The organism is Mycobacterium sp. HM-7 (assembly GCF_053852335.1).
On the sequence record NZ_CM132657.1, the window covers coordinates 5,348,109 to 5,374,134 of the forward strand.

24 protein-coding genes are annotated in these 26,026 nt (G+C 66.1%); 13 read left to right on the forward strand and 11 right to left on the reverse strand.

Going from position 1 to position 26,026, the window contains the following annotated elements:
* Positions 1-8 precede the first annotated feature (8 nt).
* The 4 genes from ACWW1C_RS25855 to ACWW1C_RS25870 are packed head-to-tail and all read right to left on the reverse strand — an operon-like array spanning position 9 to position 4,472.
* Entirely contained in the window at positions 9-974 is a 966-nt protein-coding gene (locus ACWW1C_RS25855) for a bifunctional MaoC family dehydratase N-terminal/OB-fold nucleic acid binding domain-containing protein (protein WP_455980915.1), read from the reverse strand.
* Between the two features lie 42 nt (positions 975-1,016).
* Positions 1,017-2,180, reverse strand: a complete 1,164-nt coding sequence (gene fadE29, locus ACWW1C_RS25860; RefSeq protein ID WP_455980916.1) for an acyl-CoA dehydrogenase FadE29 — start codon at positions 2,178-2,180, stop codon at positions 1,017-1,019.
* A gap of 1 nt (position 2,181) precedes the next feature.
* Complete coding sequence (locus tag ACWW1C_RS25865) at positions 2,182-3,186, reverse strand: acyl-CoA dehydrogenase family protein (protein WP_455980917.1); 1,005 nt, start codon at positions 3,184-3,186, stop codon at positions 2,182-2,184.
* Between the two features lie 38 nt (positions 3,187-3,224).
* Positions 3,225-4,472 (reverse strand): cytochrome P450, encoded by a 1,248-nt coding sequence (locus ACWW1C_RS25870; protein WP_455980918.1) that lies wholly within the window; start codon positions 4,470-4,472, stop codon positions 3,225-3,227.
* Positions 4,473-4,628: 156 nt separating this feature from the next.
* On the opposite strand from ACWW1C_RS25870, the gene ACWW1C_RS25875 reads away from it, so the two are divergent.
* From ACWW1C_RS25875 to ACWW1C_RS25895, 5 genes are all read left to right on the forward strand, one after another.
* On the forward strand, positions 4,629-5,780 hold the full coding sequence (locus tag ACWW1C_RS25875) for a steroid 3-ketoacyl-CoA thiolase (protein WP_455980919.1): 1,152 nt from the start codon (positions 4,629-4,631) through the stop codon (positions 5,778-5,780).
* A 22-nt stretch (positions 5,781-5,802) separates the two neighbouring features.
* Positions 5,803-6,297 carry a nitroreductase family deazaflavin-dependent oxidoreductase gene (locus tag ACWW1C_RS25880; RefSeq protein WP_455980920.1) on the forward strand — a complete coding sequence of 165 codons (495 nt, stop codon included), beginning with the start codon at positions 5,803-5,805 and terminating at the stop codon, positions 6,295-6,297.
* 123 nt (positions 6,298-6,420) lie between these two features.
* Positions 6,421-6,714 carry a hypothetical protein gene (locus ACWW1C_RS25885; RefSeq protein WP_455980921.1) on the forward strand — a complete coding sequence of 98 codons (294 nt, stop codon included), beginning with the start codon at positions 6,421-6,423 and terminating at the stop codon, positions 6,712-6,714.
* Between the two features lie 123 nt (positions 6,715-6,837).
* Positions 6,838-8,184 carry a histidine phosphatase family protein gene (locus tag ACWW1C_RS25890; RefSeq protein ID WP_455980922.1) on the forward strand — a complete coding sequence of 449 codons (1,347 nt, stop codon included), beginning with the start codon at positions 6,838-6,840 and terminating at the stop codon, positions 8,182-8,184.
* Between the two features lie 97 nt (positions 8,185-8,281).
* Entirely contained in the window at positions 8,282-9,199 is a 918-nt protein-coding gene (locus ACWW1C_RS25895; RefSeq protein ID WP_455980923.1) for an LLM class F420-dependent oxidoreductase, read from the forward strand.
* 35 nt (positions 9,200-9,234) lie between these two features.
* Here the strand turns inward: ACWW1C_RS25895 and ACWW1C_RS25900 are convergent, their stop codons facing one another.
* The 4 genes from ACWW1C_RS25900 to ACWW1C_RS25915 all read right to left on the reverse strand — a co-directional run bounded on the left by ACWW1C_RS25900 (position 9,235) and on the right by ACWW1C_RS25915 (position 13,827).
* Positions 9,235-10,413: an MFS transporter gene (locus ACWW1C_RS25900; protein ID WP_455980924.1), complete on the reverse strand. Its 1,179-nt coding sequence runs from the start codon at positions 10,411-10,413 to the stop codon at positions 9,235-9,237.
* Between the two features lie 92 nt (positions 10,414-10,505).
* Positions 10,506-12,089: an FAD-dependent oxidoreductase gene (locus ACWW1C_RS25905; protein ID WP_455980925.1), complete on the reverse strand. Its 1,584-nt coding sequence runs from the start codon at positions 12,087-12,089 to the stop codon at positions 10,506-10,508.
* Positions 12,086-12,988, reverse strand: coding sequence for an alpha/beta fold hydrolase (locus ACWW1C_RS25910; protein ID WP_455980926.1), 903 nt, complete (start codon positions 12,986-12,988; stop codon positions 12,086-12,088). Before ACWW1C_RS25910 ends, ACWW1C_RS25905 begins: the two co-directional genes overlap by 4 nt.
* An 8-nt stretch (positions 12,989-12,996) precedes the next feature.
* On the reverse strand, positions 12,997-13,827 hold the full coding sequence (locus ACWW1C_RS25915; RefSeq protein WP_455980927.1) for an alpha/beta fold hydrolase: 831 nt from the start codon (positions 13,825-13,827) through the stop codon (positions 12,997-12,999).
* Positions 13,828-13,957: 130 nt separating this feature from the next.
* Here ACWW1C_RS25915 and ACWW1C_RS25920 point away from each other — a divergent pair, with 130 nt between their 5' ends.
* Positions 13,958-14,575 (forward strand): TetR/AcrR family transcriptional regulator, encoded by a 618-nt coding sequence (locus ACWW1C_RS25920; protein ID WP_455984442.1) that lies wholly within the window; start codon positions 13,958-13,960, stop codon positions 14,573-14,575.
* A 99-nt stretch (positions 14,576-14,674) separates the two neighbouring features.
* Positions 14,675-16,102: an amidohydrolase family protein gene (locus ACWW1C_RS25925; RefSeq protein ID WP_455980928.1), complete on the forward strand. Its 1,428-nt coding sequence runs from the start codon at positions 14,675-14,677 to the stop codon at positions 16,100-16,102.
* Positions 16,103-16,157: 55 nt separating this feature from the next.
* On the opposite strand, the gene ACWW1C_RS25930 is transcribed toward ACWW1C_RS25925, so the two are convergent.
* Together ACWW1C_RS25930 and ACWW1C_RS25935 are read right to left on the reverse strand one after the other, a co-directional pair.
* Entirely contained in the window at positions 16,158-17,063 is a 906-nt protein-coding gene (locus ACWW1C_RS25930; RefSeq protein WP_455980929.1) for an SDR family oxidoreductase, read from the reverse strand.
* A 12-nt stretch (positions 17,064-17,075) separates the two neighbouring features.
* Entirely contained in the window at positions 17,076-17,840 is a 765-nt protein-coding gene (locus ACWW1C_RS25935; protein ID WP_455980930.1) for an SDR family oxidoreductase, read from the reverse strand.
* A 57-nt stretch (positions 17,841-17,897) separates the two neighbouring features.
* Here ACWW1C_RS25935 and echA20 point away from each other — a divergent pair, with 57 nt between their 5' ends.
* From echA20 to ACWW1C_RS25965, 6 genes are all read left to right on the forward strand, one after another.
* Positions 17,898-18,656, forward strand: a complete 759-nt coding sequence (gene echA20 / locus ACWW1C_RS25940; protein WP_455980931.1) for a (7aS)-7a-methyl-1,5-dioxo-2,3,5,6,7,7a-hexahydro-1H-indene-carboxyl-CoA hydrolase — start codon at positions 17,898-17,900, stop codon at positions 18,654-18,656.
* Positions 18,656-19,534: a CoA transferase subunit A gene (locus ACWW1C_RS25945; RefSeq protein WP_455980932.1), complete on the forward strand. Its 879-nt coding sequence runs from the start codon at positions 18,656-18,658 to the stop codon at positions 19,532-19,534. Before echA20 ends, ACWW1C_RS25945 begins: the two co-directional genes overlap by 1 nt.
* Positions 19,531-20,280, forward strand: coding sequence for a cholesterol ring-cleaving hydrolase subunit IpdB (ipdB, locus tag ACWW1C_RS25950; protein WP_455980933.1), 750 nt, complete (start codon positions 19,531-19,533; stop codon positions 20,278-20,280). The genes ACWW1C_RS25945 and ipdB overlap by 4 nt, the downstream gene beginning before the upstream one ends.
* A gap of 2 nt (positions 20,281-20,282) precedes the next feature.
* Entirely contained in the window at positions 20,283-21,353 is a 1,071-nt protein-coding gene (locus ACWW1C_RS25955) for an NAD(P)H-dependent flavin oxidoreductase (RefSeq protein WP_455980934.1), read from the forward strand.
* Positions 21,354-21,774: 421 nt separating this feature from the next.
* Complete coding sequence (locus ACWW1C_RS25960; protein ID WP_455980935.1) at positions 21,775-22,590, forward strand: lysophospholipid acyltransferase family protein; 816 nt, start codon at positions 21,775-21,777, stop codon at positions 22,588-22,590.
* A 117-nt stretch (positions 22,591-22,707) separates the two neighbouring features.
* Positions 22,708-23,700: an FUSC family protein gene (locus ACWW1C_RS25965; protein ID WP_455980936.1), complete on the forward strand. Its 993-nt coding sequence runs from the start codon at positions 22,708-22,710 to the stop codon at positions 23,698-23,700.
* Between the two features lie 15 nt (positions 23,701-23,715).
* Here the strand turns inward: ACWW1C_RS25965 and ACWW1C_RS25970 are convergent, their stop codons facing one another.
* Positions 23,716-26,016, reverse strand: coding sequence for an FdhF/YdeP family oxidoreductase (locus tag ACWW1C_RS25970; protein WP_455980937.1), 2,301 nt, complete (start codon positions 26,014-26,016; stop codon positions 23,716-23,718).
* Positions 26,017-26,026: the final 10 nt, after the last annotated feature.

The window sequence follows — 26,026 nt, forward strand, 5'->3', positions numbered from 1 at the left end:
AGTGGCAGTCACTTTGCGGCCTCCCATGCGTACAGGCTCCACGCCGGACTGACGTCACTGTCCGGGAAGTCCAGGAATGTTGCGCTGACCGGCATTCCGATCTTCACGTCGTCGTGCTCGACGCCGCGCAGCTCACCGAGCATGCGCACACCCTCTTCGAGTTCGACGAGCGCGATGATGAACGGCAGGCTGCGGCCCGGCACCTTCGGTGCGTGGTGCACGACGTAGCTGAACACGGTGCCGCGGCCCGAGGAGACGACGTAGTCGATCGCAGCATCTTTGTCCTGCCAGATCGCAGGCACCGGCGGATGCTGCAGCGACCCGTCGGGCCGCTTCTGGATCCGCAGCTCATGCGCGTTGACGCCGTCCCAGAAGAACTGTGTGTCGCGCGACGACGACGGGCGCATCAGCTTGTCGGGGTCCAGATCGGCTGGGATCGAACCGGTTTCGGCAGCTTCCTTGCCCTGCTTGTTGGCCGGCAGGAACTTCATGATGCGCCAGTCCATGTCCGCGACTTCCTCGTCACCGACGTGCCAGCGGATCTTCTGGTTGACGAAGTAGCCCTCGCCCAGCGCGGTCTGCTTGGGGCCCACCACATCGGTGACCTCGGCGCTGATGCTGACGCTCTCCCCCGGCTGCAGGTAGCGGTGGTAGGTCTGGTCGCAGTTCGTGGCGACGACGCCGACGTATCCCGCGTCGTCGAACAACTTCATGATCCGGGCCAGTGGATCGTCGTCGGAGCGGGTGCGGCCCAAGCCCATCATGGTCCAGACCTGGATCATGGCCGGCGGCGCCACGATGCCGGGGTGGCCGGCGGCCTTGGCGGCGTCCTCGTCGACGTAGATCGGGTTCTTGTCGCCGATCGCGTCTGTCCAGTGGTGAATCATGGGCTGGTTCACCGGATCCCGACTCAGGGTCGGCTTGCTGCGCCCGGCGGCGACGATCTCGTCGATGCCGGCCTGAAGATCAGTCATTGCGGCCTCCCTTGCCGAAGTCGTCGCGATTCGCGCCTGCGCTCATCGGGAAACCCGCGGCACCTTGAGGCCGGATGCGGCGATCATCTCGCGCATGACCTCGTTGACCCCGCCGCCGAAGGTGATGACCAAATTGCGCTTGGCCATCGTGTCCAGCCACTGCAGCACCTTGGCGGTGTGCTTGTCGGCAGGGTTACCGAAGCGGCCGACCAGTTCTTCAGCCAGTCGACTGACTTCCTGAATGCGTTCGGTGGAGAAGACTTTCGTCGCCGCCGCATCGGCGACCGCGATGTTCTCACCGGACGAGGCGACCTGCCAGTTGAGCAGCTCGTTGAGCCGCCAGATGGACTTGATCTGGCCCAACAGCCGCTTGGCCTCCGGGTTGTCCAGCGGGACAACACCATCGGAGCCTGGCGTCGAAGCCCACTTGTGCACCTGCTCGTAGATGCCTGCCACGCGACCCGACGGGCCCAGGCCGACACGCTCATGGTTGAGCTGAGTGGTGATCAGCTTCCAGCCACCGTGCTCCTCACCGACCAGCATGTCGGCGGGCACCCGCACGTCGTTGTAGTACGTCGTATTGGTGTGGTGGGCACCGTCGGACAAGATGATCGGGGTCCACGAGTAACCCGGATCCTTGGTGTCGACGATCAGGATCGAGATGCCCTTGTGCTTCGCCGCGGTCGGATCGGTGCGGCAGGCCAGCCACACGTAGTCGGCGTCATGCGCACCCGTGGTCCACATCTTCTGGCCGTTGACGATGTACTCGTCGCCGTGCCGCACCGCGGTGGTGCGCAGCGACGCCAGGTCGGTGCCGGCCTCGGGCTCGGAGTAGCCGATGGCGAAATGCACATCACCGGAAAGGATTCCGGGCAGGAACTTCTTCTTCTGCTCCTCGGTGCCCAGCAGCTGCAGGGTGGGGCCCACGGTCTGTAACGTGACCATCGGCAGCGGGATGTCCGCCTGGTTGGCCTCGTTGATGAAGATCTGCTGCTCGATGGGGCCGAAGCCCAGGCCGCCGTACTCCTTGGGCCAGCCCACACCGAGCTTGCCGTCGCTGCCCATCCGCTTGATGACGGCGCGGTACGCCTCGTTGTGCCGGTCGGTCTCCATCGCTGCCGCCTCTTCGGGCCTGATCAGCGTCGAAAAGTACTCGCGCAGTTCGGATTGCAGCTTGCGCTGTTCCGGTGTCAGTTCGATGTACATCTCAGGCTCCCACCAGATCGAGACGATGCGACGGACCACCGAGCAACCGAGTCAGGTCCTTGATCGAGGAGTAGTAGCGGTCCATCGGGTAGGTGATGTCCATGCCCATCCCGCCGTGCAGGTGATGGCACAGCCGCATGGCCGGCGGGGCCTGCGAGGTCAGCCAGTAGCCCAGGATTGCCAGATCCTCGGTGGCGTCGAGGCCCTCGGAGAGCCGCCACACCACCGAGGTGGACACCAGATCGATTGTTCGAGAAGCAATGTAGACCTCGGACAGCTGCGCAGCCACGGTCTGGAAGGTGGATAACGGCCGGCCGAACTGCTCACGCGTGGCGGTGTAGTCCGCGGTCAGCCGCAGCGCTCCGGCCACCAGACCGGCACCGAAGGCGCCGATCATGGCCAACACCAGTTCGTTGACGCGGGCGACGGTGGCGCCGGCCAGCACGTCCTCGTCGGCCACCGCGACATCGGCGAATGTCACCGAGTACTCGTCGGAACCGTTGGCGGTCGGGGTCTTGGCGACCGTCACGCCGGCGGCCTTCGGCGACACGACGACCACGCCGTTGTCGGTGGTGACCAGCAGCCACTGCGCCGTTTCGGCGTACGGCACACCGATTTTGGTGCCGTCGAGCTTGCCGCCCGCGTAGCGGGTCGACGGCTTCTCGGGCAGTTGGTTACCGGCCTCGTTGAGCGCTGCGGACAGGACCGCGCCCTCGGCGACGCCCGCCAGATACCGGTCCTGCTGCGCTTCGGTGGCCAGGTCGACCAGCGGCACCAGGGCGAGCCCGATGGTGGCCAGCGCCGGCCCGGTGGTGCCGCGCCGACCGATCTCGGTCAGCGCGGTGGCCGCCTCGAGCAGTCCCAGTCCGTCACCGCCCAACCGGTCCGGCACCGCAAGCGCCACGACGCCACCGGAAACCAGTGCGTCCCAAGTGTTTTCCCGCTCGAGCACGGATGTCACCACATCGGCGACAGCCTGCTGCTCCGGGCTCGGTGTGAAATCCACCCGAATCCTCCTTGATTCGTGTTACCGGCTAAACGGACTCAGTGCTGGACAGGGCACTTGCCCGTGTAGTCAACCTGCCAGTGCTTGATGCCGTTGAGCCAGCCCGACATCAGCCGCTCGGGTTCACCGATGGAGGTCAGGTCCGGCATGTGGTCGGCGATGGCGTTGAACATCAGGTTGATGGTCATGCGCGCCAGGTTGGCGCCGATGCAGTAGTGCGCGCCGGTACCACCGAAGCCGACGTGCTGGTTCGGCGTCCGCATGATGTTGAAGGCGTGCGGGTTCTCGAACACCTCGTCGTCGAAGTTGGCCGAGCGGTACGACATGACGACCCGGTCGCCCTTCTTGATCTTCACGCCACCGAGCTCGGTGTCCTCCAGCGCGGTGCGCTGGAACGCGGTTACCGGTGTGGCCCAACGGACGATCTCGTCAGCGGCCGACTCCGGACGCTCCTTCTTGTACAGCTCCCACTGGTCGGGGTTCTGAGAGAAGGCGATCATGCCGTGGGTGATCGAGTTACGGGTGGTCTCGTTGCCGGCGACGGCCAGCATCACCACAAAGAAGCCGAACTCGTCATCGGAGAGCTTCTCACCCTCGATGTCGGCCTCGATGAGCTGCGTGACGATGTCATCGGTCGGGTTCTTGGCCCGCTCGGCAGCCATGTTCATGGCGTAGGTGATCAGCTCGAACGACGACGCGGCCGGGTCGATGTGGGCGTACTCCGGGTCCTCGCCTGCGGTCATCTCGTTCGACCAGTTGAACAGCTTGTCGCGGTCTGCCTGCGGCACGCCGAGGAGTCCGGCGATGGCCTGCAGCGGCAGCTCGCAGGAGACCTGCTCGACGAAGTCACCGGTGCCCGACGCGGCGGCGGTCTCGGCGATCTTCTGGGCCCGCTCGCTCAGCTCGGCCTGCAGGCGGCCGATGGCACGCGGGGTGAAGCCACGGGAGATGATCTTGCGCAGGCGCGTGTGCTGCGGAGCGTCCATGTTCAGCAGGACGGCGCGCTGCACGTCAACGGCGTCACGGGTCATCGCCTGCGGCCACACCGGAATGGCACCGTCGGGCGCGCTGCCGAAGATGTCGTTGCGCTTCGAGACCTCTTTGACGTCGTCGTAGCGGGTGACGATCCAGTAGCCCTTGTCGCCGAAGCCGCCGGTGCCGCCGGGTACGTCAACCCAGTGCACCGGTTCGGACTTGCGGAGCTCCGCGAGCTCCTCGACAGGCAGCCGCTCCAGGTTGAGGTTCGCGTCCAGCAAGTCGAGATCGGACGGGATCGGGCAGGGCATGGTGTCTCCTTGGGGAATCCAACGCCTCAGAACAGGGTTCTGAGACAAATCCTTCTAGTTCCTGTTGCGACCATTGAAACACGCCTTCACCGCAGATAAAAGGCACGTACTGATCATTGCTTGTCAGAGTAATGAAACGTGTTCTAGCCTGAGCTCATGGGTAATCCTGTCATCGTTGAAGCCACTCGTAGCCCCATCGGCAAGCGGGGTGGCTGGCTGTCCGGCCTGCACGCGACCGAACTTCTGGGCGCCACACAGAAGGCGCTCGTCGAGAAGGCCGGGCTGGACGCCGGCGACGTCGAGCAGCTCATCGGCGGCTGCGTCACGCAGTACGGCGAGCAGGGCAACAACATCACCCGGCAGTCCTGGCTGGTCGCCGGATTGCCCGAGCATGTCGGCGCCACCACCATCGACTGCCAGTGCGGCAGCGCCCAGCAGGCCAACCACCTCATCGCGGGCCTCATCGCCACCGGCGCCATCGATATCGGCATCGCCTGCGGCATCGAGGCCATGAGCCGGGTGCCCCTGGGCGCCAACGGCGGTGGCGCCCGCGCCGCGTCCTGGGACATCGACCTGCCCAACCAGTTCGAGGCTGCCGAGCGCATCGCGGGCCGCCGGGGCATCACCCGCGCCGACATCGACGCGCTGGGCTTCGCTTCGCAGGCCAAGGCCAAGCAGGCCTGGGCCGAAGGCCGCTTCGACCGCGAGATCTCGCCGATCGAGGCGCCGGTCATCGACGAGAACAAGCAGCCGACCGCGGAGCTCAATCTGGTCAGCCGCGACCAGGGCCTGCGCGACACCACCTTGGAGGGCCTGGCGTCGCTGAAGCCGGTCATCGAGGGCGGCATCCACACCGCCGGCACCTCGTCGCAGATTTCCGACGGCGCGGCCGCGGTGCTGTGGATGGACGAGTCCGTGGCAAAAGCGCGGGGCTATACCCCCCGCGCCCGGATCATCGCGCAGGCCAACGTCGGCGCCGAGACCTACTACCACCTGGACGGCCCGGTGCAGTCGACCGCCAAGGTGCTCGAGAAGGCGCGCATGTCGATGGCCGACATCGACCTGGTCGAGATCAACGAAGCGTTCGCGTCGGTCGTGCTGTCCTGGGCGCAGGTGCACAAGGCCGACATGGATAAGGTCAACGTCAACGGCGGTGCGATCGCGCTGGGCCACCCGGTCGGTTCCACCGGCTCGCGGCTCATCACGACCGCGCTGCACGAGCTGGAACGGACCGGCAAGTCGACGGCGCTGATCACGATGTGCGCCGGCGGTGCGCTGTCCACCGGCACGATCATCGAGCGCATCTAAACCGAGGAGCAGAGTCGCCACCATGGCCGACGGGGAAATGAGCGACAAGCAGCTGAAGGTCCTGAATTCCAGAGGAATGCAGGTCGGCTTCAAGTGGATGTCGCGGATCAACACCTGGGCATTTCGGGCCACCGACGGCCGGATCGGCGCCAAGTGGCGCCTGGGTTCCAAGCCCGTCGCCACGCCCCCGCCCGTCGGGATCCTGACCACGATCGGCCGCAAATCGGGCGAGCCCCGCGACAGCCCGCTGCTGTACCTGCGTGAAGGCGACCGGATCGTCGTCGTGGCCTCACAGGGTGGCCGCGACACCCACCCGATGTGGTACCTGAACCTGGTTGCCAACCCGAAGGTGAAGTTCCAGGTGCGCGGCGAAAAGCTGCAACTGACCGCTCGTGAGGCCACCGATGCCGAACGTGACGAGTACTGGCCCAAGCTCGACGCCATGTATCCCGACTTCGTCGATTACCGCTCACACACGGATCGGAAGATTCCGATCATCCTGCTCGACCCGTCCTGAGCACAGACCGGAGAACTCCCCTGGCACGCACGTCGCGCCGGGGGAGTTTTCGGATCCCGGACTGAACCCACCAGGCCTGGCAATCGTGGTGCAGGAGGGGGCTCTCACGATCGGAGAAATCTCATGAAGCGCTCCACCATCCTGCCTTGCGTGGTCACCGCATTTGTCGCGCTGTCGCCCGCCGGCGTGGCACTCGCCGACAACCCCCACGCTCCCGGCACCACGGGCCAGCCAGGCAAGGAGGCCAGCGACAACCCGGCCCTGAAACCGCCAGGCTTCAGCAGCCAGGGTTTCGCCAACGCGGAGCAGCATTACGCGGGCAGCGAATTGAATCCGAACCGGGGCAACACCGAGAAAGCCGTCAGCCAATACGACGTCGCCGGCTTCCAATGGGAGCAGCATCACCCGGCAGGGTAGGCACGGCACCGCTGGTCCGCCAGCAAAGTTCTCCAGTTAATTGACGGAACAGACTAGACAGATTCATAGATGTGTACATAGTGTGGCCCTGCACACATCCAGGGCAACACTATGGAGCCGTCTATGTCATCCATGTTCCGTCGAGGGTTGTCGCACAGCCGAACATTCAAGCGCGGAGCACGAGGCGCGGCGGTGCTGGTCGCCGCCGTGTTCATGTTCCTCACCTCGGCCTTCTCGGCCTGGGCTGCAACCAACATCACCATCACGTTCGTCCGTCACGGCGAATCCGCGGGCAATGCCTCGGGCCTCATCGACACCAAGATCCCGGGCCCTGACCTGACCGCGACAGGTCACACACAGGCCCAGACCGTGGCCGGCGTCCTCGCCAATGACGGCCTGGCGCACGACGCCATCTTCGCCTCGGACATGGTGCGCACCCAGCAGACTGCGGCGCCGTACGCCACCGCGACCGGCATGCCGGTGACGGTGCTGAGTGGCCTCCACGAGGTCCAGGCCGGCATCTTCGAAGGCCAGTCACAGAACTCCGGCTTCGCCCGCATCCTCTACGCCCTGATCCCGCTGTCCTGGGCCACCGGCAACCTCCTGATGCCGATGCCCGGTTCACCCGACGCCAACGGCGCGGTCTTCCAGGACCGGTTCAACGGCGCGGTCGACGACATCTATGCCAGCGGCGCGCAGAACCCGGTCGCATTCGCCCACGGTATGTCGATCATGGCGTGGACCCTGATGAACGTGCAGAACCCCGACCTCACCCTGATGCTGAAGCACCCGCTGGGCAACACCGACATCGTCACCGTGACGGGCAACCCCGAGGACGGCTGGACCCTGGAGGACTGGGGCGGTATCGCCGTCACGCAGAACCCGGCCCTGCCCACGAAGCTGTTCGTCAATGTCCGCGACACCGTCAAGGTGCCGCAGATGGCGCTCTACAACGTGGCGAAGGCCCTCCGCAGCGGCAATATCGCCAACGTCGCCACGGCCATTCGCGACGGCGCGTTCGACACCGTCAAGGCCGTGGTGAACCTCCCGGTCAACGTGGTCAAGAGCGTCGTGAAATCCGTCCAGACCGGCACCGTGTTCAAGGCGGCGCCCCCGCCGGCACCGGTGCAGGCCGTCACCCCGAACGCCATCGCGGCGAAGGGCACCGACAGCATTGCCAAGCCCGCGGTGACGCCGACGATCGCCAAGCAGGTCTCCGCCCTGAAGCCTGCCGCCACCGGCACCAAGGGCAGGACCGTCAAGGCCGTTGAGGGGAGCAACGCCTCACAGGTCGACAGCACCAAGGCCGAGGACGCGACAGCGGGAGACACCAAGGCCGACGACAAGGGCACCAAGGTCAAGAAGGACAAGTCGAAGGACCAGGCCGACAGGGCTGACAAGCCCAAGGTCGAGAAGCCGAAGAAGGCCGAAAAGCCCAAGAAGGCAGCGAAGGCCGAGGCCGCCAAGTAGTTGAATCAAAAGAACTCCCCCAGAACGAGTTTCGTTCTGGGGGAGTTTTTCTTTCGGCGACGGAATCAGTGGCCGGGCCACGGTGGTTGTCGTTGGTATGCCAACCGGAGTTGTGCTGGACCCTGACCGTAGTTCCGCCAACCACGTCGCTGCCGCGATCGACCAGGCCCGCCGTGCCTACGACGCCGGCGTGAGCCAAGTGTGGATAGCCCAGCAGTTCGACCATGACGCCATCTCGCTGGCGGGATATGTCGGTGCCGCAGTGCCAGGCCTTGCCGTCGGCACTTTTGTCGTACCGATCAACCCACGTCATCCTCTGACGCTTGCCTCCCAAGCCCTGACCGCCCAGGCGGCTACCGGCGGGAATTTCAGCCTCGGCCTTGGTTTGGGCGCGCACGGTCCCGAGCAGGTGGCGTTCGGTACAGCGTGGCCGAACACCATCGGCCGCCTGCGCGAACACCTGCAGGTGCTCCGATCGATCCTGGACACCGGCACCGTCGACTTCCACGGTGACGAGTTCACCGCCGCTCCGCAGTTTCCGGTGACGGTGGCCGGCGGCACTCCCCTGCCGGTGTACGTCGCGGCCATGGGGCCCAAGGCGTTACGCGTGACGGGGGAATTGGCGGACGGCACCCTGCCCTATCTGGCGGGGCCGCGCACCATCGAGGAATTCATCGCGCCGACCATCAGCGCAGCAGCCGGCGCGGCCGGCAGGCCCACGCCGAAAGTCATCGCCGCGGTACCCGTCCTGGTGACCGACGATGTCGACGAGGGCCGCGCCCGCGCCGGCGAGGCCCTCGAGTTCTACGCCACCATCCCGTCGTACGCGCGGGTGATCGAGCGGGAAGGCGTGGACTCGGTCATCGACCTCGCGGCGGTCGGCACCGCCGCGCAGGTGTCCGCCCAACTGCGCCGCTACCTCGCAGCGGGAGCGACAGATATCGTGCTCAGTCCCCTCGTACGCACGGGTGTCGCAGCGCTGGAACCGATCTGGGATGTCGCCGCGGCATTGTGAGCGCGGCCGGCCGCGGGCAGATGCGACCGGTCACATCACCGTGAAAACCGTTGACGGCGTTGCCGGATGAGTAGGAGAACAAGACAGACCGAAGCCAGGACGCCGACGGCGAGTGCGAATCCGATACCTGCGCTACGCAGTCCCCAGTGATCGGCGGCGAGGCCTTCTCCGACAACTGGTAGTGAAATGGCAATGTAGGCCACGACGAACAGCAGCGAACTGGTCTCGGCGCGACGATCTGCCGGCGTGACGTCAGTGACGGCGGCCAGACCGCGGCTGAACGTGATGCCTTGTCCGACACCGGAAATGACTGCGGCGCTGACGAGACCGGGCAATGAGGAGGTGACAAGCGTCGCGGTCAGCGCGAGCATGCCTGTCAGCAGTGTCGTGCAGCCGATGGCCAGCGCTACCGGGCCCGGCAGTCGCGTCACCGCAACCTGCGCCACCGCTGAGGCGAAGAACGCACAGCTGACGATCAGCCCGGCCGCTGCATGGTTGCCGATGCCGATCATGGTGACAAGGATCGACGGTGCAAGCGCTGCGAACAGTCCGACGGACGCAAAGCCCGCGAAAACGCCCATTGCCGAAACGGTGAACGTACCCCGCACCTGTGCAGGAAGTCTCAGCCGTTGCATCCCGAAATTCGCGGCCTGGGATGATGTTTCGGGGACAAGGAACACCGCGATGCCTGCCAGGACCACCAACACCAGGTGCACCCCGAATGCCAAATGCAGCGGCTGCGGCCCATATTGGACGAGTAAACCCGCCAACAACGGACCTGCGCCGAGCCCGCCCACATTGGCCACGGTCGCGATCGCCGGAGCCCTGGTCCGCCATTTCAGGGGTACCGCCTCGATGACTGCCACCGTGGCTGTGCCAGTGCAGACGCCGGCCGAGAGTCCCGACACAAGACGAGCGGCCATCAGCTCCAGCACCGAATGAGCAGTGAGAAACATCGCGGCGCTCGCGATGGCAAGTACCACAGCGGCCAGCAGGAGTGGACGACGACCGATCGCGTCGGACCACCGACCGCAAACCAACAGCGCGGCCAGCACGCCACCGGCATACGTCGCATAGATCAGCGTGGTGGTGAGTACGCTGAAGTGCATGGCGTCCGCGTACAGCGCATACATCGGGGTCGGCAGTGTCGTGCCGGCCATGACCGTCGCGAACGCATAGACCAACAGCATCGTGGTCGCGCCACCGGTGGGCATCCGACCCCGCCATCGCAGCGCACCGGCGTCATCGAAATCTGTTGGGCGAATCAGGTTTTGGCCGGACACCGCACTTGCCCCCTGGCCACCGATCACGACCGGTCCGGCCGTGGTGACGTGGCGCGCTCGACTGCCGATTGCGGCGTCATTTCGCGTACGGCATCGCTGATCGCGTCGACGATGTTGTGGATTGCGATGTGACCGATGTAGCCGTCCGGGCGAATCAGGATCAGGGTGTCCTTGCTGAGGCCGTAGATCCGTGCGAAATCTCCTGTCGCGTCGACGAACGCACGGTCCGTGCGGTCACCGTCGCCTTCGGCGTCGATGTTGATTCGCGCAAGTGCTGCGCCAGTAGCGGGCCATTCGAGTGCTGCCAGCGCAGCGGAGGCGTGCGCACCGTAGGCCAGTGCCGTGAAGTGGGGGCCGCGAAAGACGTCGAACAATCGCACGCGATCACCATCCGGGGCAACGAGGTCCGCGTTCGGTGCGCGGTCACCGGCGCGCAATGTCGTCGTGCGGTCGGCGGCCAGCGGCGCCAGCGGGCCGCCGTGATACGTGAGCCCGAGCTGCTTTTCGTCCTTGCCGCGCCGGAAGCTGGACGGGTCGAACTTGGCCATTCCTTCGTACTTCTTGGTCGAGAGCCCGAGCACACCGGCAGCGATCGGTTGACGTTCCTGTTCATAGGTGTCCAGCAGCCGTTCGTCAGCACCGGCGAGGACCTGCCCGATTTTCCAGCCCAAGTTGTAGGCGTCACCGATACCGGTGTTGAGCCCCTGGGCACCGGCGGGCGTGTGAACGTGCGCGGCGTCGCCGGCCAGCAGCACGCGGCCGCGGCGATAGTGTTCTGCGAGGCGAATGTTGGGACGAAATACCGACTGCCACTGGGGCGCATGCAGGCTGAGGCGCGTGTTGTGAGTATGGGCTCGGATACGCGCGTTGAGCTGGGCCAGGTCTTGGGGCGGTTGTTCGTCGGGCGCGAGCCGGATCATCCACTGGAACTTGTCGCTGTGCGGCAGCGGGCACGCACCGATGAAGCGGCCCTTGATACCCGGCCACACGTGCCAGTACTTACGGGATAACCCGCCCGAGACAGCCGCATCGACGATGAGAATGCGGTCGGCCTCGTCCGTGGTGCCGCCGAACTCGACGCCGAGGATCTTGCGGACGCGGCTGCTGCCGCCGTCAGCACCGACGACGTAGCGCGCACTGATGGCGTCAGCGCCATCCGGGGTCGCCAACTGAGCAGTGACATGGCTGCCGTGGTCGGTGAATTCCACGAGTTCGGTACCGAAATGAACTTGCCCACCCAGAGATTCGAATCGGGCATGGAGCGCGCGGTCTGTTCGGTGTTGCGGGACGAGCCACGTGTCGGGGTAAGGAACGTCGGGCCCGCGTCGGCCTTTGGCCATCATGCGCAAAGGGATGGTGACCGGACCGAGGTGGACTCCCATCGGCGGGTAGAGGGCGCCTTGGTCGACGATGTCGGCAAGCGCGCCCAAATCGTCGAAGACCTCGAGGGTGCGCGGTTGAACGCCTTTCGCGCGTGAACCGTCGAAGGCATGCGGAGCTTTGTCGACGAGGTGCACCGCGACACCGCGGCGGGCGAGGTCGATCGCCAGGGTGGTCCCCGCCGGGCCGGCGCCGACGATCAGGACATCGGTGGTGATGGTGGTCATGGGTTGAGCCGATCTGTGTGGAAGGTGTCGTAGAACGCCGCCAGTTGCTCGGCGACGAGGGCGGGACGCTCGAAGGGAGCCATGTGACCGCAGTCGTCGATGACGTGGTACCGCTCCGGCTGCAGCAGGGCACAGACCTCAGCCGCATTGGTGATGGGGGTGACGTGATCGTCGCAGCCCCAGATCAGCTGTTTGGGCAACGGCAACGTCCCGGTGTGCCGGTACAGGCCGGCCTGGTCGAAGAGCGAAAAGTGTTGCAGGGTTTCGAAGAACGCGTAGATCGAGCCTTCGTATCGGTATGCCTCACCGACCATGCTCGCCAATGCCGCCGCGCGGTTCGGATCCGCAACATTGTGGCCGAGATGCCGCTGCAGGAGGCGGCGCCCGAAGTACTTGGCTAGCACTCCGGCCAGGGCGTCGTTGGCCAGCAACAGCTTCTGAGCCCGCGGTCGGCCGCCGAGGCCCGCCGGGCCGATCAGCGTCAATGTGGCGGTGCTGGAAAGGTATTGGCTCACGTAGTCCATCGCGATGAGCGCACCCATGGACGTGCCCACGACGTGGCAGGGAGTGGGTACGGCGAGACTCTCGACGAGTTCGCGGAGTTGGCGAACGAACAGCGCCTGGCCATAGCGGGCCACGACCCGGTCTGAATATCCTCGGCCGTATCCGCTGTACGCCAACGTCCGGAAACCGTGGGAATGCAGCTCGGCTGCCATCTCGTCCCAGTAGAACAACGGAATGGTCAGTCCACCGGCGAGGACCACGACCTCGCCGTCGGCCGGTCCGGTCAACTCGTAATGGGTGACCCCATCGGATAATTGGAGGTAGCTCCCACGCAGACCACGCCGGCTCGCGGCATCGATCCTGCGGTCTTCTCCGGCTGCTACGAAGTACTTCATGCGGATTCCTATGCAGTGAGGGTTTGCCAGAACTCGGTGATCGCCTCGGCCACCCATTCAGGGTCTTCTTCGGGCAGCAGATGGCCGCCGTCGGGATGTACCTTCTCCACGCTGCCGGAGATGTCACGAGCAAAGTGCTGGCCATCCATGGTGGCGCTGCGCAACACGAGAGTCGGCACCCTGATGGCGGGAACCTCTGCGCTGCGGTCGAGTTGTGCGGTGGTGAGGAAGTCCACGAACGCCGCCCGGTTGCCGGGCCGGTTCCACAACCGGTGCGCGCGCTCCACCATCGCGTCATCGACGATGTGGGAGTTGGGCCCGACGGCTTGCCGCAGACTCCGCGCAACGGCGAGGCGTGGCATGAAACTGCGCAGCAGCCGGCCGGCAATTGGGTTGCGCGCGAGTGCCATTCCGGCCGGCAGCGCCTTGTCGGGGTAGCCGGTGGCGTTGATCAAGACCAGGCCCGCCAAGCACACGCGGTCACAGTGATCGAGGGCAAAGTTCCAGGCGATGTTGCCACCCAACGAGTTACCCGCCACGACGCATCGATCGACGCTGATGGCTTCCAAGAACCGGGCAACGGTCGCGGCATAAGCGACAACGCGATAGTCGCGGTCGGGCCGCGGCCCGGTTACCCCGAAACCCGGCAGGTCCGGGCGGATGACGTCGAAGGATGCCTGCAGTCGCTGCGCCAGGGGCTCGACGCCGTACAGCGAGGAAGCGCTGCCGTGGAGCAGTACCACCGTTGGGCCGCTCCCCGATCGTTTGTAGTGAATCCGCATGCCGTCGACGACGACGAACTCGGAGTCCGGGTGCACATCGATGTCCGCAACGTTCATAATGGATACAGTGTTGCCGTTATTGTGGGCGGTGTCAAGGGTGGTCATACTGAGCCCTGTGCGAACGCCAACTCCAAACCCGGAGCCCACGCAGCAGAACCGACGATCCAGGGGACGCCCACCGCTGCCGCTGGAGCGGATCATCGCTGCCGCCGTCGCGCTCCTCGACGAGGACGGCGCCGACGCCCTGTCCATGCGCAACCTGGCCCAGCGTCTCGATTCGGGCACAGCGACGTTGTACCGACACTTCACCGGCCGGGCCCAGCTCGTCGCCCGGGTCGTCGACAGCGTCCTGGCCGAAGCTCATGTAGACGATGAGGCGCTCGCCGGCATGGCCTGGCAAGAGGCGTGCGAACTGTTGGCGCGCAGCCTGTTTGACGTATTCCGACGCCACCCCAACGTCGCGCCGCTACTGGTCGAGCAGATTCCGACAGGACCCAATGCGATGGTTCAGCGCGAGCAGTCGATCGCGCTGCTGCTCAGATCAGGATTCCCGCCGGCCATGGCCGCACAGGCCTGCGCCACGCTCGCACGCTATGTGCTGGGGTTCGCGACACAACTACCCTCGGCGAGCTCCGATACGGCGGATGACAACGAAGTGTGGGAGCGCCTGGACCCTCAGACACTTCCCGCGATCGCCAGCGTGGCCGAGCACCTGCCCGTCCCTCTCGAGCAGGAGTTCGAGTTCGGCCTCGCCCTCCTGATCGCCGGCTTGAGCCAGCTCGCGCGCCCCGCCGGCAGCCATTGACGCCAGGCTGAAATAACGGATACGCTGTATCCGTTATTGAGCAGCCGGCAGTTTGACCCGTCGCCGACTTGCCAGCAAGAGCGTGACAGGAGACGAACGATGGCGCGAATACTGTTGCGCGGCGCGCGAGTAGTGACCATGGCACCCGATCGCCCGGACAGCGAGGCCGCGGACATCCTCATCGAGGGAGATCGGATCGCGGCGATCGGCGAGCGCCTCGACCCGGCCGGCGCCGAAGTCGTCGAACTCACCGACCGCATCGTGATCCCCGGCCTCGTCAACGCCCACCTACACACCTGGCAGAGCGCGCTACGGTTCGCCGGCGGCGACTGGTCGCTGTTGGAGTACCTGGCCCACACTCACGGGCACGTCGCCCGCCGATACACCCCAGACGACATGCACATCGGGACACTCGCCGGGGCGTTGAACCAAATCAATTGCGGTACAACGACAGTAGGCGACTGGTGTCACAACTGCCTGACGCCCGACCACGCCGACGCTGCGATCGACGCACTGAACGCCGCGGGAATCCGGGCGGTCTTCTTTCACGGCACACCGCACGGCGGCCCGGCGAAACCGCATGACACGCGCGAAGTCGATCGACTGATCCACGGCCCCCTTGCCACCTCCAGACTCCTCACCCCGGGCATGGCGATCAAGGGCCCTCAGCTGTCGGCACCCGGCACAGTCATTGCCGACCTGACCGCCGCCGTCGAGCGCGGCGTGATCGCATCGATGCACCAGAGCGCCGGCGGACCTGCACCGGCCTGGAATGCCGTTGGCGCAGCGGGCTTGTGGGGGCCGCACGCCAACATCGTGCACGGCACCGGCCTGACCGACGAATGGGTCAAGAGGCTCGCCGATACTGGAGCCAGTTTCACCTCAACACCCGAAAATGAACTCGGGCAAGGACATTGCACGACGATCACCGAACAGTTGCTGCGGGCCGGGGCGGCGCCATCGCTGGGTACGGACACCGAAACCGCGGTCTCCGGTGAAGTTCTCACCGCAGCCCGGATCACCTTGGCCCGGCACCGCGGACTGGTCCATGACCAGGAGCTGCGGCGGACCGGACTGAGCGCGCCGACGGTCGCACCAACCAGCAAGCAGGCCCTGTCCTGGGCAACCGTGCACGGCGCACGCGCCCTCGGGCTCGCCGACCGTATCGGCTACCTCGCGCCTGGCATGCAAGCCGACCTGGTCGTCATCGACGCCCGGGCACTCAACCTGTGGCCGGCCCATGACGCGATCGCCGCGGCCTTGCACGCCAGTACCGCGAATATCGAAGCGGTCATGATCGCCGGAAATTGGCGCAAACGCCGCCACACGCTGGTCGACACGGACGTCGACGGCGTCAGAGACCAACTGCAGCACTCGGGCGAACGATTCAGTCGCAAGCTCCGTGCCACCGGGCCGGTGGCCACCACCCGGCGCCGCGTGGTGCGCACCGTCGTGCGCCGGCACCTCCGTCGCCAATCGCGCTCCGGCAGCGCGTTGCCGCCGACGTCCATCGAAGCGCCGCATTAAACGAAGCGTCCCCACAACATGATTCGTTGTGGGGACGCTTTTGCGATCGAAACGGTTACGAGCCGTAAACCGGCACCGCGGGACGCGCCTTGGCAAGCAGATCAGCGACCACGGGCCCCAACTCGGCCGGGTCCCACTTGGCACCCTTGTCGATCTCGGGGCCGTGCGCCCAGCCCTCAGCGATGCGAATCTTGCCGCCCTCGATCTCGAACGTCTTGCCGGTGACATCGCGCGACTCGACGCTGCCCAGCCACACCACCAGCGGGGAGATGTTCTCCGCTGCCATGGCATCGAAGGCCTGGTCCTGAGTGGCCATCATGTCGGCGAAGACGGTCTCGGTCATGCGAGTGCGGGCCGACGGCGCGATGGCGTTGGCGGTGACGCCGTAACGGCCCATCTCGGTCGCGGCGACCAGCGTCAGCGCGGCGATGCCGGCCTTGGAGGCGCTGTAGGTGGCCTGGCCGACGCTGCCCTGCAGGCCCGCGCCCGAGCTGGTGTTGATGATGCGCGCGTCTACCGTCTCGCCGGCCTTGGACTTGGCCCGCCAGTACGCCGCGGCGTGCTTCATGGTCGCGAAGTGACCCTTGAGGTGGACGGCGGTGACGGCGTCGAATTCCTCTTCGGTGGCGTTGGCGAACATGCGGTCGCGGACGATGCCGGCGTTGTTCACCAGCACGTCGAGGGTCCCGTAAGTGTCGACGGCCTGCTGGATCAAGGCCTCGGCCTGGCCCCAGTCGGCGACGTTCGAGCCGTTGGCCACGGCCTCGCCGCCGGCCGCGACGATCTCGTCGACCACGTTCTGCGCGGCGCTGCCGCCACCGGCGGGCGAACCGTCCAGGCCGACACCGATGTCGTTGACCACGACGCGCGCACCTTCGGCGGCGAACGCGAGCGCGTGCTCACGCCCGATTCCGCCGCCGGCACCCGTCACGATGACCACACGGCCGTCGAGCAATCCCATTGTCGTATCTCCTTATTTGTTGGCGCTTGACGTTTCCAGGTACTGCGGCGGCTCGCCGCCACCATGCACTTCGAGGGACGCGCCACTGACGTACGACGCGGCCTCGGAGGCCAAAAATGCTGCGGCCCAGCCGATGTCGGCCGGCTTGGCCAGCCGTTTCAGCGGCACCGTCGCAGCCACGGCGGCAACCGACTCGGCATCGCCGTAGAACAGTTCGGACTGCTCGGTCTCGACCATGCCGACGATCACGGAATTGACCCGGACCTTGGGTGACCATTCGACGGCGAGCGTCGTGGTGAGGCTGTCGATGCCGGCTTTGGCGGCGCCGTAGGCACCGGTGCCCGGCGTCGGCCGGTGCGCGCTGACGCTGGAGATGTTGACGATCACGCCGCCTTGTTCCTGTTGCTGCATCACCGCGTTGGCGTGGGTCGAAACCAGCAGCGGCGCAATCAGGTTGAGCTCGATGATCTTGGTGCTGAATTTGGCCGACGCATCAGCTGCCATCGCGAACGGCGAGCCACCGGCATTGTTGACGACGACGTCCAGCCGGCCGTGCTTGGCGACGATGGCGTCGATCATCGCCTTGACCGCGTCGTCGTCGCGGACGTCGCAGGCGTGGAACTCGTAGGGCAGCCCCTCGACCTCGCGCCGCGCGCAGGTGATGACGGTGGCGCCCTGCTCGGCGAACACCGCGCTGATGCCGGCGCCGACGCCGCGTACACCACCGGTGACCAGCACCACGCGACCGGTCAGTTGCAGATTGATTCCAGCAGTCACTGTGCTAGCGTACCAAGCAAGTGCTTGCTTAGGTACCCGTCCCCCAGGAAGTGACTGATGACCATCACCACCAAGACAGTCGAACCGGGCATCGTCTCGGTCACCGTGAACTACCCGCCGGTCAACGCCATCCCCTCGGCCGGTTGGTTCGAGCTGGCTGACCAGGTCACCGCGGCCGGACGCGACAAGAGCACCCACGTGGTGATCCTTCGGGCTGAGGGACGTGGCTTCAACGCCGGCGTCGACATCAAGGAAATGCAGAACACCGAGGGCTTCGGCGCGCTGATCGACGCCAACCGCGGCTGCTACGAGGCGTTCCGTGCGGTGTACGAATGCCAGGTCCCGGTCATCGCGGCGGTCAACGGCTTCTGTGTGGGTGGCGGCATCGGTCTGGTCGGCAACTCGGACGTCATCGTCGCTTCCGACGATGCCAAGTTCGGTCTGCCCGAGGTCGAGCGCGGCGCCCTGGGCGCGGCGACCCACCTGTCCCGCCTGGTCCCGCAGCACATGATGCGCCGACTGTTCTTCACCGCCGCCACCGTGCCCGCGACGACGCTGCAGCACTTCGGTTCCATCCACGAGGTCGTGCCGCGCGAGGAACTGGACGAGGCCGCACTGCGCGTCGCCCGCGACATCGCGTCGAAGGACACCCGCGTGATCCGCGCCGCCAAGGAGGCGCTGAACTTCATCGACGTGCAGCCCGTCAACGCGCGCTACCGCATGGAGCAGGGCTTCACCTTCGAACTGAATCTGTCCGGCGTGTCCGACGAGCACCGCGACGAGTTCGCGGGGACCAACAAGGGAGCTGCGAAATAATGGCAGACAAGACAACAACTCTCGATGCGGCAGTAGCCGAGATCGAAAGCGGCATGACCATCGGCATCGGCGGCTGGGGTTCCCGCCGCAAGCCGATGGCCTTCATCCGCGCCCTGCTGCGCACTGACGTCACCGACCTGACCGTCGTCACCTACGGCGGTCCGGATCTCGGATTGCTGTGTGCCGCAGGCAAGGTCAAGCGCGTCTACTACGGCTTCGTGTCGCTGGACTCGCCGCCGTTCTACGACCCGTGGTTCGCGCGCCGCCGCATGGAAGGCGCCATCGAGGCCCGCGAGATGGACGAGGGCATGCTGCGCTGCGGCCTGCAGGCGGCCGCACAGCGGTTGCCGTTCCTGCCGATCCGCGCCGGCCTCGGCAGCGACGTCCGCACGTTCTGGGGTGACGAGCTCAAGACCGTCAAGTCTCCCTACGGCGACGAAGAGCTCATCGCCATGCCGGCGCTGAACCTCGACGCCGCGTTCGTGCACATGAACCTCGGTGACGTGAAGGGCAACGCCGCGTACACCGGCATCGACCCCTACTTCGACGACCTGTTCCTGATGTCGGCCAAGCGCCGGCACCTGTCGGTCGAGAAGATTGTCTCCACCGAAGAGCTCGTGAACTCGGTTGTGCCGCAGCAGCAGGTCATCAACCGCATGATGGTCGACACCGTCGTCGAGGCCCCGAACGGCGCGCACTTCACCACCAACGAGCCCGACTACCGGCGCGACGAGAAGTTCCAGCGTCACTACGCCGAAGCCGCCGGCTCGGAAGAGACGTGGGCCGAGTTCGTCAAGACCTACCTGTCCGGAACCGAAGCCGACTACCAGGCCGCGGTCCGTAAGTTCGCCGAGGCCCAGAAGGAGACAGCCAAATGAGTGACGCAACCCGCTCCGAAATCTGTGCCGTCGCCTGCGCCGAATTGTTCCGTGACGCAGGGGAAATCATGGCCAGCCCCATGACGACCGTCGTACAGATCGGTGCCCGCCTGGCCCGGCTGACGTTCTCCCCCGACATCGTGATCACCGACGGTGAGGCCCGCATGCTGGCCGACACCCCGGCGATCGGCGCCCCGTTCGCCGTCGAGGGCTGGATGCCGTTCAACCGCGTTTTCGAGACGCTGGCCTGGGGCCGTCGCCATGTGGTCATGGGCGCCAACCAGATCGACCGTTACGGCAACCAGAACCTGTCGGCCTTCGGCCCGATCCAGCAGCCGACCCGCCAGATGTTCGGTGTGCGCGGCGCGCCCGGCAACAGCATCAACCACGCGACGAGTTACTTCGTGGGCAATCACACCAAGCGCGTGTTCGCCGAGTCGGTCGACATCGTCTCCGGAATCGGTTGGGACAAGGTCGATCCGGCCAACCCCGCGTACCGTTTCCTGAACGTCTACCAGGTGGTCTCGAACCTCGGCGTGTTCGACTTCAACGGCCCCGAGCACCAGATGCGGGCGGTATCGCTGCACCCGGGTGTGACGGCCGACGAGGTCGCCGACAACACCTCGTTCGAGGTGCACGGCCTGGCCGCCGCCGGCGAGACCCGCGTGCCGACGGCTGAGGAACTGCAGCTGCTGCGCGAAGTGATCGACCCGAAGTCGCTGCGGGACAAAGAGGTCAAGGCCTAGGCATGTCCAAGCTGAAGACCCCGCTGACCGAGCTGGTCGGCATCGAGTACCCGGTCGTGCAGACCGGCATGGGCTGGGTGGCCGGAGCGCGCTTGGTCGCGGCCACCTCCAACGCCGGTGGTCTCGGCATCCTGGCCTCGGCGACGATGACGCTGGACGAGCTGCAGACCGCCGTCACCAAGGTCAAGGCGGCCACCGACAAGCCGTTCGGCATCAACATGCGTGCCGACGCCGGCGACGCGGACGCCCGCTGCGACCTCCTGATCCGCGAAGGAGTCAAAGTCGCCTCCTTCGCCCTGGCGCCCAAGCCCGAGCTGATCGCCAAGCTGAAAGATGCCGGAGTCGTGGTGATTCCGTCGGTCGGTCTGGCCAAGCACGCCAAAAAGGTGGCCAGCTGGGGTGCCGACGCGGTGATCGTGCAGGGCGGCGAGGGTGGTGGCCACACCGGCCCGATCGCCACCACGCTCCTGCTGCCGTCAGTGCTGGACGCGGTCAAGGACACCGGCATGCCGGTGATCGCCGCCGGCGGCTTCTTCGACGGCCGTGGCCTGGCGGCCGCACTGTCTTACGGTGCCGCCGGTGTTGCGATGGGCACGCGCTTCCTGCTGACCTCGGACTCGACGGTGCCCGATGCCGTCAAGCAGCGGTACCTGGAGGCCGCGCTGGACGGCACGGTGGTGTCGACCCGCGTCGACGGCATGCCGCACCGCGTGCTGCGCACCGGACTGGTGGAGAAGCTCGAAAGCGGTTCACCGGTACGTGGTTTCGTCGCCGCGGTCGGAAACGCCCAGAAGTTCAAGAAGATGTCCGGCATGAGCTGGCGGTCGATGGTCAAGGACGGCCTGGCCATGCGTCACGGCAAGGACCTGACCTGGTCGCAGGTCGTCATGGCGGCCAACACCCCGATGCTGCTGAAAGCCGGTCTGGTGGAAGGCAATACCGAGGCGGGCGTGCTGGCGTCGGGCCAGGTGGCCGGCATCATCGACAGTCTGCCGTCGTGCGCCGAGCTGGTGCCGCAGATCGCGGCCGAGGCCATCGCACACCTGCGGGCTGCGACGAGCTACATCGTCTAGTTCCTGCGCGAGGTGGCACCTCCCCCTCGCGACCAGACGTAAAACTGCCCCTTTTCACGTGAAAAGGGGCAGTTTTGCGTCTGGTCGCCGGCCGGGTCGTGCGCCGGGTCGTCCGCCGCAACCCGTTGGCTTCTCGCGACAACATATCCGCGGAATTGCCGCAGATCTTCGGCCGCAGGGGATGTCGCAACCGCCCTCAAGCCTCCGTAACGTAGTCATCGACCCCAGCGGCAAGGTTTCTACCTGCTATAACAGGCTCGACAATCCGCACCAGAGAGGTAACCGGTCGAATGACTGCCATCGGTGGTGTGGCCTACATTGTCGTCACCTTGCTCCCCGTTCTGACCCTTGCCGCGATCAATGCCATAGTCCGCGCGGTCGGCAGGCGCCGCGGACGGCAAGACCCCGCAAACGAGGACTGATGACCACGCTGACCGCCGCCCCGAGCGTCCCGAACCCGACCTTCATGCGGTACGTCCAGAACCCGATCTGGAACTTCCTGTGCGACCACTACTTCCGGCTCGAGATCGACGGCTGGCACAAGGTGCCTGACGAGCCATCGCTGCTGATCGGTATCCACTCCGGCGGTTCCCTGACCATGGATGCCTGGACCCTCGTGCACTCCTGGTACCGGCACTTCGACGGCCGGCGCGTCCTGCACGGCACCGCGCACGATGTGCTGATGGGTGCGCCGGGTCTCGGTGACTACTTCCGCGCAGTCGGAGTCATCCCCGCCTCGCGTGACGGTGTCACGAACGCGCTGGCCGCGGGACATGACGTCGTAGTGTGGCCGGGCGGCGAGCTGGACGCGATGCGCAACTGGCGCGACCGCGACAAGGCGATCCTCGCCGGCCGGAAAGGCTTTGTGAAGCAGGCGATCCGGTCGGGTGTGCCGATCGTCCCCGTCGCGACGATCGGCGGCCACGACACTGTCTTCGTGCTGAACGAGGGCAAGTTCCTCGCCAAGTGGAGTGGCCTCGGCAAGCGGCTGCGCGGCGCCAACATGCCGATCATCGCCGGTTTCCCGTTCCCGCTCGCCGTCGAGGTGCTGCCGATGCACCTGCCGCTGCCCGCGAAGATCCGCACCGAGTTGCTCGACCCCATCTGCGTGGACACCGACCCCGAACGCGCCGACGACGCCGCCTACGTCGACAAGGTCTACGACGAAGTGCGGTTCGCCATCCAGTCCGGCATGGACCGGCTGGCCAAGCGCCGCAGCTTCCCTGTGCTGGGGTGATTCCGAGCGGCGCCTCGATAGGCGCCGCCGATCACCCGCTCGGATTTTCCACTTTGACGGCCACTCCCTGATGCGGGAACCTGACTGAGTCAGTCGGTCATCGATCGGAGTGAGCACATGCGCACCGTCTATCTGCGCGTGCGCCGGGCCATGACACCGCCGATGGAAGACCACCGCCCGGCACTGCGGGTCGCCCTCGGGTTGGCCATCCCCGGCATCGCGCTGCTGGCAGCGGGACGCCCCGACTTGATCATCTACGCGGTGTTCGGTGCCGTCACCGGCATGTACGGCCGCACCGAAACCCGCGCCCGTCGGTTCACCCATCAGACCCAGGGCGGCGTGATCCTGGTTCTGGGCGTGGCCATCGGCGTGGCACTGGCCAATTCCCACGTGCCGCCGGCTGTCCTGGTCATCGCGGCGGTGACGTTCGCATCGGTCGGCTCTGTGGTGACCGACTACCTCGCGCTCAAGCCGGAGGGACCGTTCTACGGCGTCTTCGCCCTCGGCGCCATCGCCACGGTGCCCGCCGGCCCCGTGGCGCCGTCGTCGGCGATCTTGCTTTGTGCCGCAACAGCTTTGTTCTGCGTTCTGCTGGGCGTGCTCGACGCGCCGCGGACCATGACGCCCGCGGCCCGGCTCACCCTGCCGAACCGACGCGACGTGCTGATCCACGCCGGCCGCTACGCGCTCGCCATCACCGCCGCGGGCACTGCCGGCCTGGCGCTGGGTGTCGACCATGCCAACTGGGCCATCGCCGCGGCAGCGGGACCGTTGGCGGCCGCTGATGCCAGCGGCCGGATCAGACGCGGAATCCACCGCCTGGGCGGCACTTTCATCGGGCTGGCCGTGGCGGCCGCGCTACTGGTGCCGCAGCCCAGCCAGTACGTGCTGGCGATCTGCGTGATGGCGCTGCTGTTCCCCACCGAACTGTTCATGACCCACCACCACGCGGTCGCGCTGGGCTTCTTCACTCCGTTGATCATGCTGATGACCGACCTCGCCGCACCCACCGAACCCCTTGTGCTGCTGGTCGCTCGTGGCATCGACACCATCATCGGCGTCACCGCCGCGATCGTGGTGTCGATGCTGTTGCCGGGGACCCGCGACTAGCGCAGACAGTGGCGCCTAACCCTCCGACTTCGTCACGGTGACCTTGACGTTCTTCATGATCGGCTGATCGCTCTGCGTGCTGAAATCGCCGATGGCGCAGAGGACATTCATCTCGGGCATGTAGCCGGCGGCGTTGCCGCGCGGGATGCCGTACGGCACCGCCTTGTAGCGCCGCAGCGAGCGGACGCTGCCGTCGCGTGCGGTGGCGACGATGTCGACGTCGTCGAACTCCTTGAGGCCGCGGTCGGCCATGTAGCGCTCGTTCATGAAGATCAGCGTGCGCAGGTTCTTGATGCCGCGGTACCGGTCGTTGTCGGAGTAGACGGTGGTGTTCCACTGGTCGTGCGACCGCAGCGTCGCGAGAATCAACGTACCCTCACTGAGGGTTTCGTCGGGCAGCTCGACAGCCGAGAACTCGGCCCGGCCGGACGGCGTCAGGAAGATCAGTTCCCGAGCCGGCTGCTTGATCCGGAAGCCCAGCGGCAGGCGGACCCGCCGGTTGAAGTCCTCAAAACCGTTGAGCACCTTGGCCATCGTGTCGCGGATTCGGTCGTAGTCCTCGACGTACCACTGCCACGGAGTGCGGCTCTCAGGCAGCGCCGCCGCGGCGATACCGGCGATGATCGCGGGCTCGGACAGCAGGTGCGGCGAGGCCGGCTTCTTCATACCGACCGACAGGTGCACCATGCTCATCGAGTCCTCGACCGAGGTGGACTGGATGCCCTCCTTCTGATGGTCTTTCTCGGTGCGGCCCAGACACGGCAGGATCAGGGCCTGGCGACCGTGAATCACGTGGCTGCGGTTGAGCTTGGTGCTGACCTGGACGGTGAGCTCGCATTTCTGTAACCCCTCGAAGGTGTACGCGGTATCCGGTGCGGCGCTCGCGAAATTGCCGCCCATGCCGATGAAAACCTTGACGTCGCCGCTGTGCATGCCCTCGATGGTGTGGACGGTGTCGAGCCCGTGCGCCAGCGGCGGGTCGATGTCGCACACCTCGGCAAGGCGTTCCAGAAACGCCTCGGTCGGCCGGTGATCGATGCCGCAGGTGCGGTTGCCCTGCACATTGCTGTGCCCGCGCACCGGGGACGGTCCGGCTCCCTCACGGCCCAGATTGCCGCGCAGCAGAAGCAGATTCACGATTTCGCGGACGCTGTCGACACCGTGTTCGTGCTGGGTGACGCCCAGGCACCAACTGATGATGCTGCGGTCCGAGTCACGGTAAATCTTGGCGGCCCGGCGGATATCGCGTTCCGACACCCCGGACTTGTAGACGATCTCATCCCACGACGTCGCCTCGACCGCGGACCGATAGGCCTCGAATCCGGCGGTGTACCGTTCGATGAATTCGACGTCGAGCGCCTTCGGGTCCGACTCTGCTTGCTCCAGAACAACTTTGGCGATGCCGCGGATCAAGGCCATGTCGCCGCCGATCCGGGGCTGCAGGTTCAGCGTGCTGGTCTTGGTGGACTTGAAGGTCGCCATCCGCAGAAAGTCGTGCGGAATGATGGTCTTGGTGGCGCCGGCCTCGACGAGCGGGTTGATGTGCACGATCTGTGCGCCGCGGCGGTAGGCCTCCGACAGCGCGGTGAGCATGCGGGGCGCGTTGGACGCGGCGTTGACACCGATGACGAACAGCGCGTCGGCGGTCTCCCAGTCCTCGAGGTCGACGGTGCCCTTGCCGGTACCGAGCGACGCCTGCATGGCGCGGCCACTGGCCTCGTGGCACATGTTGGAGCAGTCGGGCAGGTTGTTGGTGCCCAGCTCGCGGGCCAGCAGTTGATAGAGGAACGTCGCCTCGTTGCCGAGCCGGCCCGAGGTGTAGTACGACGCCTGGTTCGGGTCGTCGAGTTCCGCCAGCGCCCGGCCGATCAGGTCGAAGGCGTCGCGCCAGCTGATGGGCTTGTACCGGTCGGTCTCGGCGTCGTACACCATCGGCTCGGTCAACCGGCCGGTGTCTTCCAGCGCGAAGTCGCTCCACTCGGCCAGTTCCGAAACCGTGTGCTGGGCAAAGAATTCCGGGCCGCATCGCTTGTGCGTCATCTCCCACGTGACGTGCTTGATGCCGTTCTCGCAGATGTCGAGCTTGAGGCCCTTCATGTCGTCGGGCCAGGCGCAGCCCGGACAGTCGAAGCCACCGTCCTCGTGGTTCATCTTCATGATCGCGTGCGGCCCGCTGATGGGTTCACGTTCGCGCGCCAGGAACTTCGTGACGCTGATCGCCGCGCCCCAGCCGGCGGCGGGATGATGGTAGGGCTTGAACTCAGGTTCGCCTTGCTCGTCGGACTCGGTACGCTGCTCGGTGCTCCGGTCGGTCATGGGTCAAGTC

Bases quoted from the DNA above. Each gene is read 5' to 3' on its own strand.
- ACWW1C_RS25855 (WP_455980915.1), bottom strand. From the start codon at position 974: ATGACTGATCTTCAGGCCGGCATCGACGAGATCGTCGCCGCCGGGCGC.
- fadE29 (WP_455980916.1), bottom strand. From the start codon at position 2,180: ATGTACATCGAACTGACACCGGAACAGCGCAAGCTGCAATCCGAACTG.
- ACWW1C_RS25870 (WP_455980918.1), bottom strand. From the start codon at position 4,472: ATGCCCTGCCCGATCCCGTCCGATCTCGACTTGCTGGACGCGAACCTC.
- ACWW1C_RS25875 (WP_455980919.1), top strand. From the start codon at position 4,629: ATGGGTAATCCTGTCATCGTTGAAGCCACTCGTAGCCCCATCGGCAAG.
- ACWW1C_RS25880 (WP_455980920.1), top strand. From the start codon at position 5,803: ATGGCCGACGGGGAAATGAGCGACAAGCAGCTGAAGGTCCTGAATTCC.
- ACWW1C_RS25885 (WP_455980921.1), top strand. From the start codon at position 6,421: ATGAAGCGCTCCACCATCCTGCCTTGCGTGGTCACCGCATTTGTCGCG.
- ACWW1C_RS25890 (WP_455980922.1), top strand. From the start codon at position 6,838: ATGTCATCCATGTTCCGTCGAGGGTTGTCGCACAGCCGAACATTCAAG.
- ACWW1C_RS25895 (WP_455980923.1), top strand. From the start codon at position 8,282: ATGCCAACCGGAGTTGTGCTGGACCCTGACCGTAGTTCCGCCAACCAC.
- ACWW1C_RS25900 (WP_455980924.1), bottom strand. From the start codon at position 10,413: ATGCCCACCGGTGGCGCGACCACGATGCTGTTGGTCTATGCGTTCGCG.
- ACWW1C_RS25905 (WP_455980925.1), bottom strand. From the start codon at position 12,089: ATGACCACCATCACCACCGATGTCCTGATCGTCGGCGCCGGCCCGGCG.
- ACWW1C_RS25910 (WP_455980926.1), bottom strand. From the start codon at position 12,988: ATGAAGTACTTCGTAGCAGCCGGAGAAGACCGCAGGATCGATGCCGCG.
- ACWW1C_RS25915 (WP_455980927.1), bottom strand. From the start codon at position 13,827: ATGAACGTTGCGGACATCGATGTGCACCCGGACTCCGAGTTCGTCGTC.
- ACWW1C_RS25925 (WP_455980928.1), top strand. From the start codon at position 14,675: ATGGCGCGAATACTGTTGCGCGGCGCGCGAGTAGTGACCATGGCACCC.
- ACWW1C_RS25930 (WP_455980929.1), bottom strand. From the start codon at position 17,063: ATGGGATTGCTCGACGGCCGTGTGGTCATCGTGACGGGTGCCGGCGGC.
- echA20 (WP_455980931.1), top strand. From the start codon at position 17,898: ATGACCATCACCACCAAGACAGTCGAACCGGGCATCGTCTCGGTCACC.
- ACWW1C_RS25945 (WP_455980932.1), top strand. From the start codon at position 18,656: ATGGCAGACAAGACAACAACTCTCGATGCGGCAGTAGCCGAGATCGAA.
- ipdB (WP_455980933.1), top strand. From the start codon at position 19,531: ATGAGTGACGCAACCCGCTCCGAAATCTGTGCCGTCGCCTGCGCCGAA.
- ACWW1C_RS25955 (WP_455980934.1), top strand. From the start codon at position 20,283: ATGTCCAAGCTGAAGACCCCGCTGACCGAGCTGGTCGGCATCGAGTAC.
- ACWW1C_RS25960 (WP_455980935.1), top strand. From the start codon at position 21,775: ATGACCACGCTGACCGCCGCCCCGAGCGTCCCGAACCCGACCTTCATG.
- ACWW1C_RS25965 (WP_455980936.1), top strand. From the start codon at position 22,708: ATGCGCACCGTCTATCTGCGCGTGCGCCGGGCCATGACACCGCCGATG.
- ACWW1C_RS25970 (WP_455980937.1), bottom strand. From the start codon at position 26,016: ATGACCGACCGGAGCACCGAGCAGCGTACCGAGTCCGACGAGCAAGGC.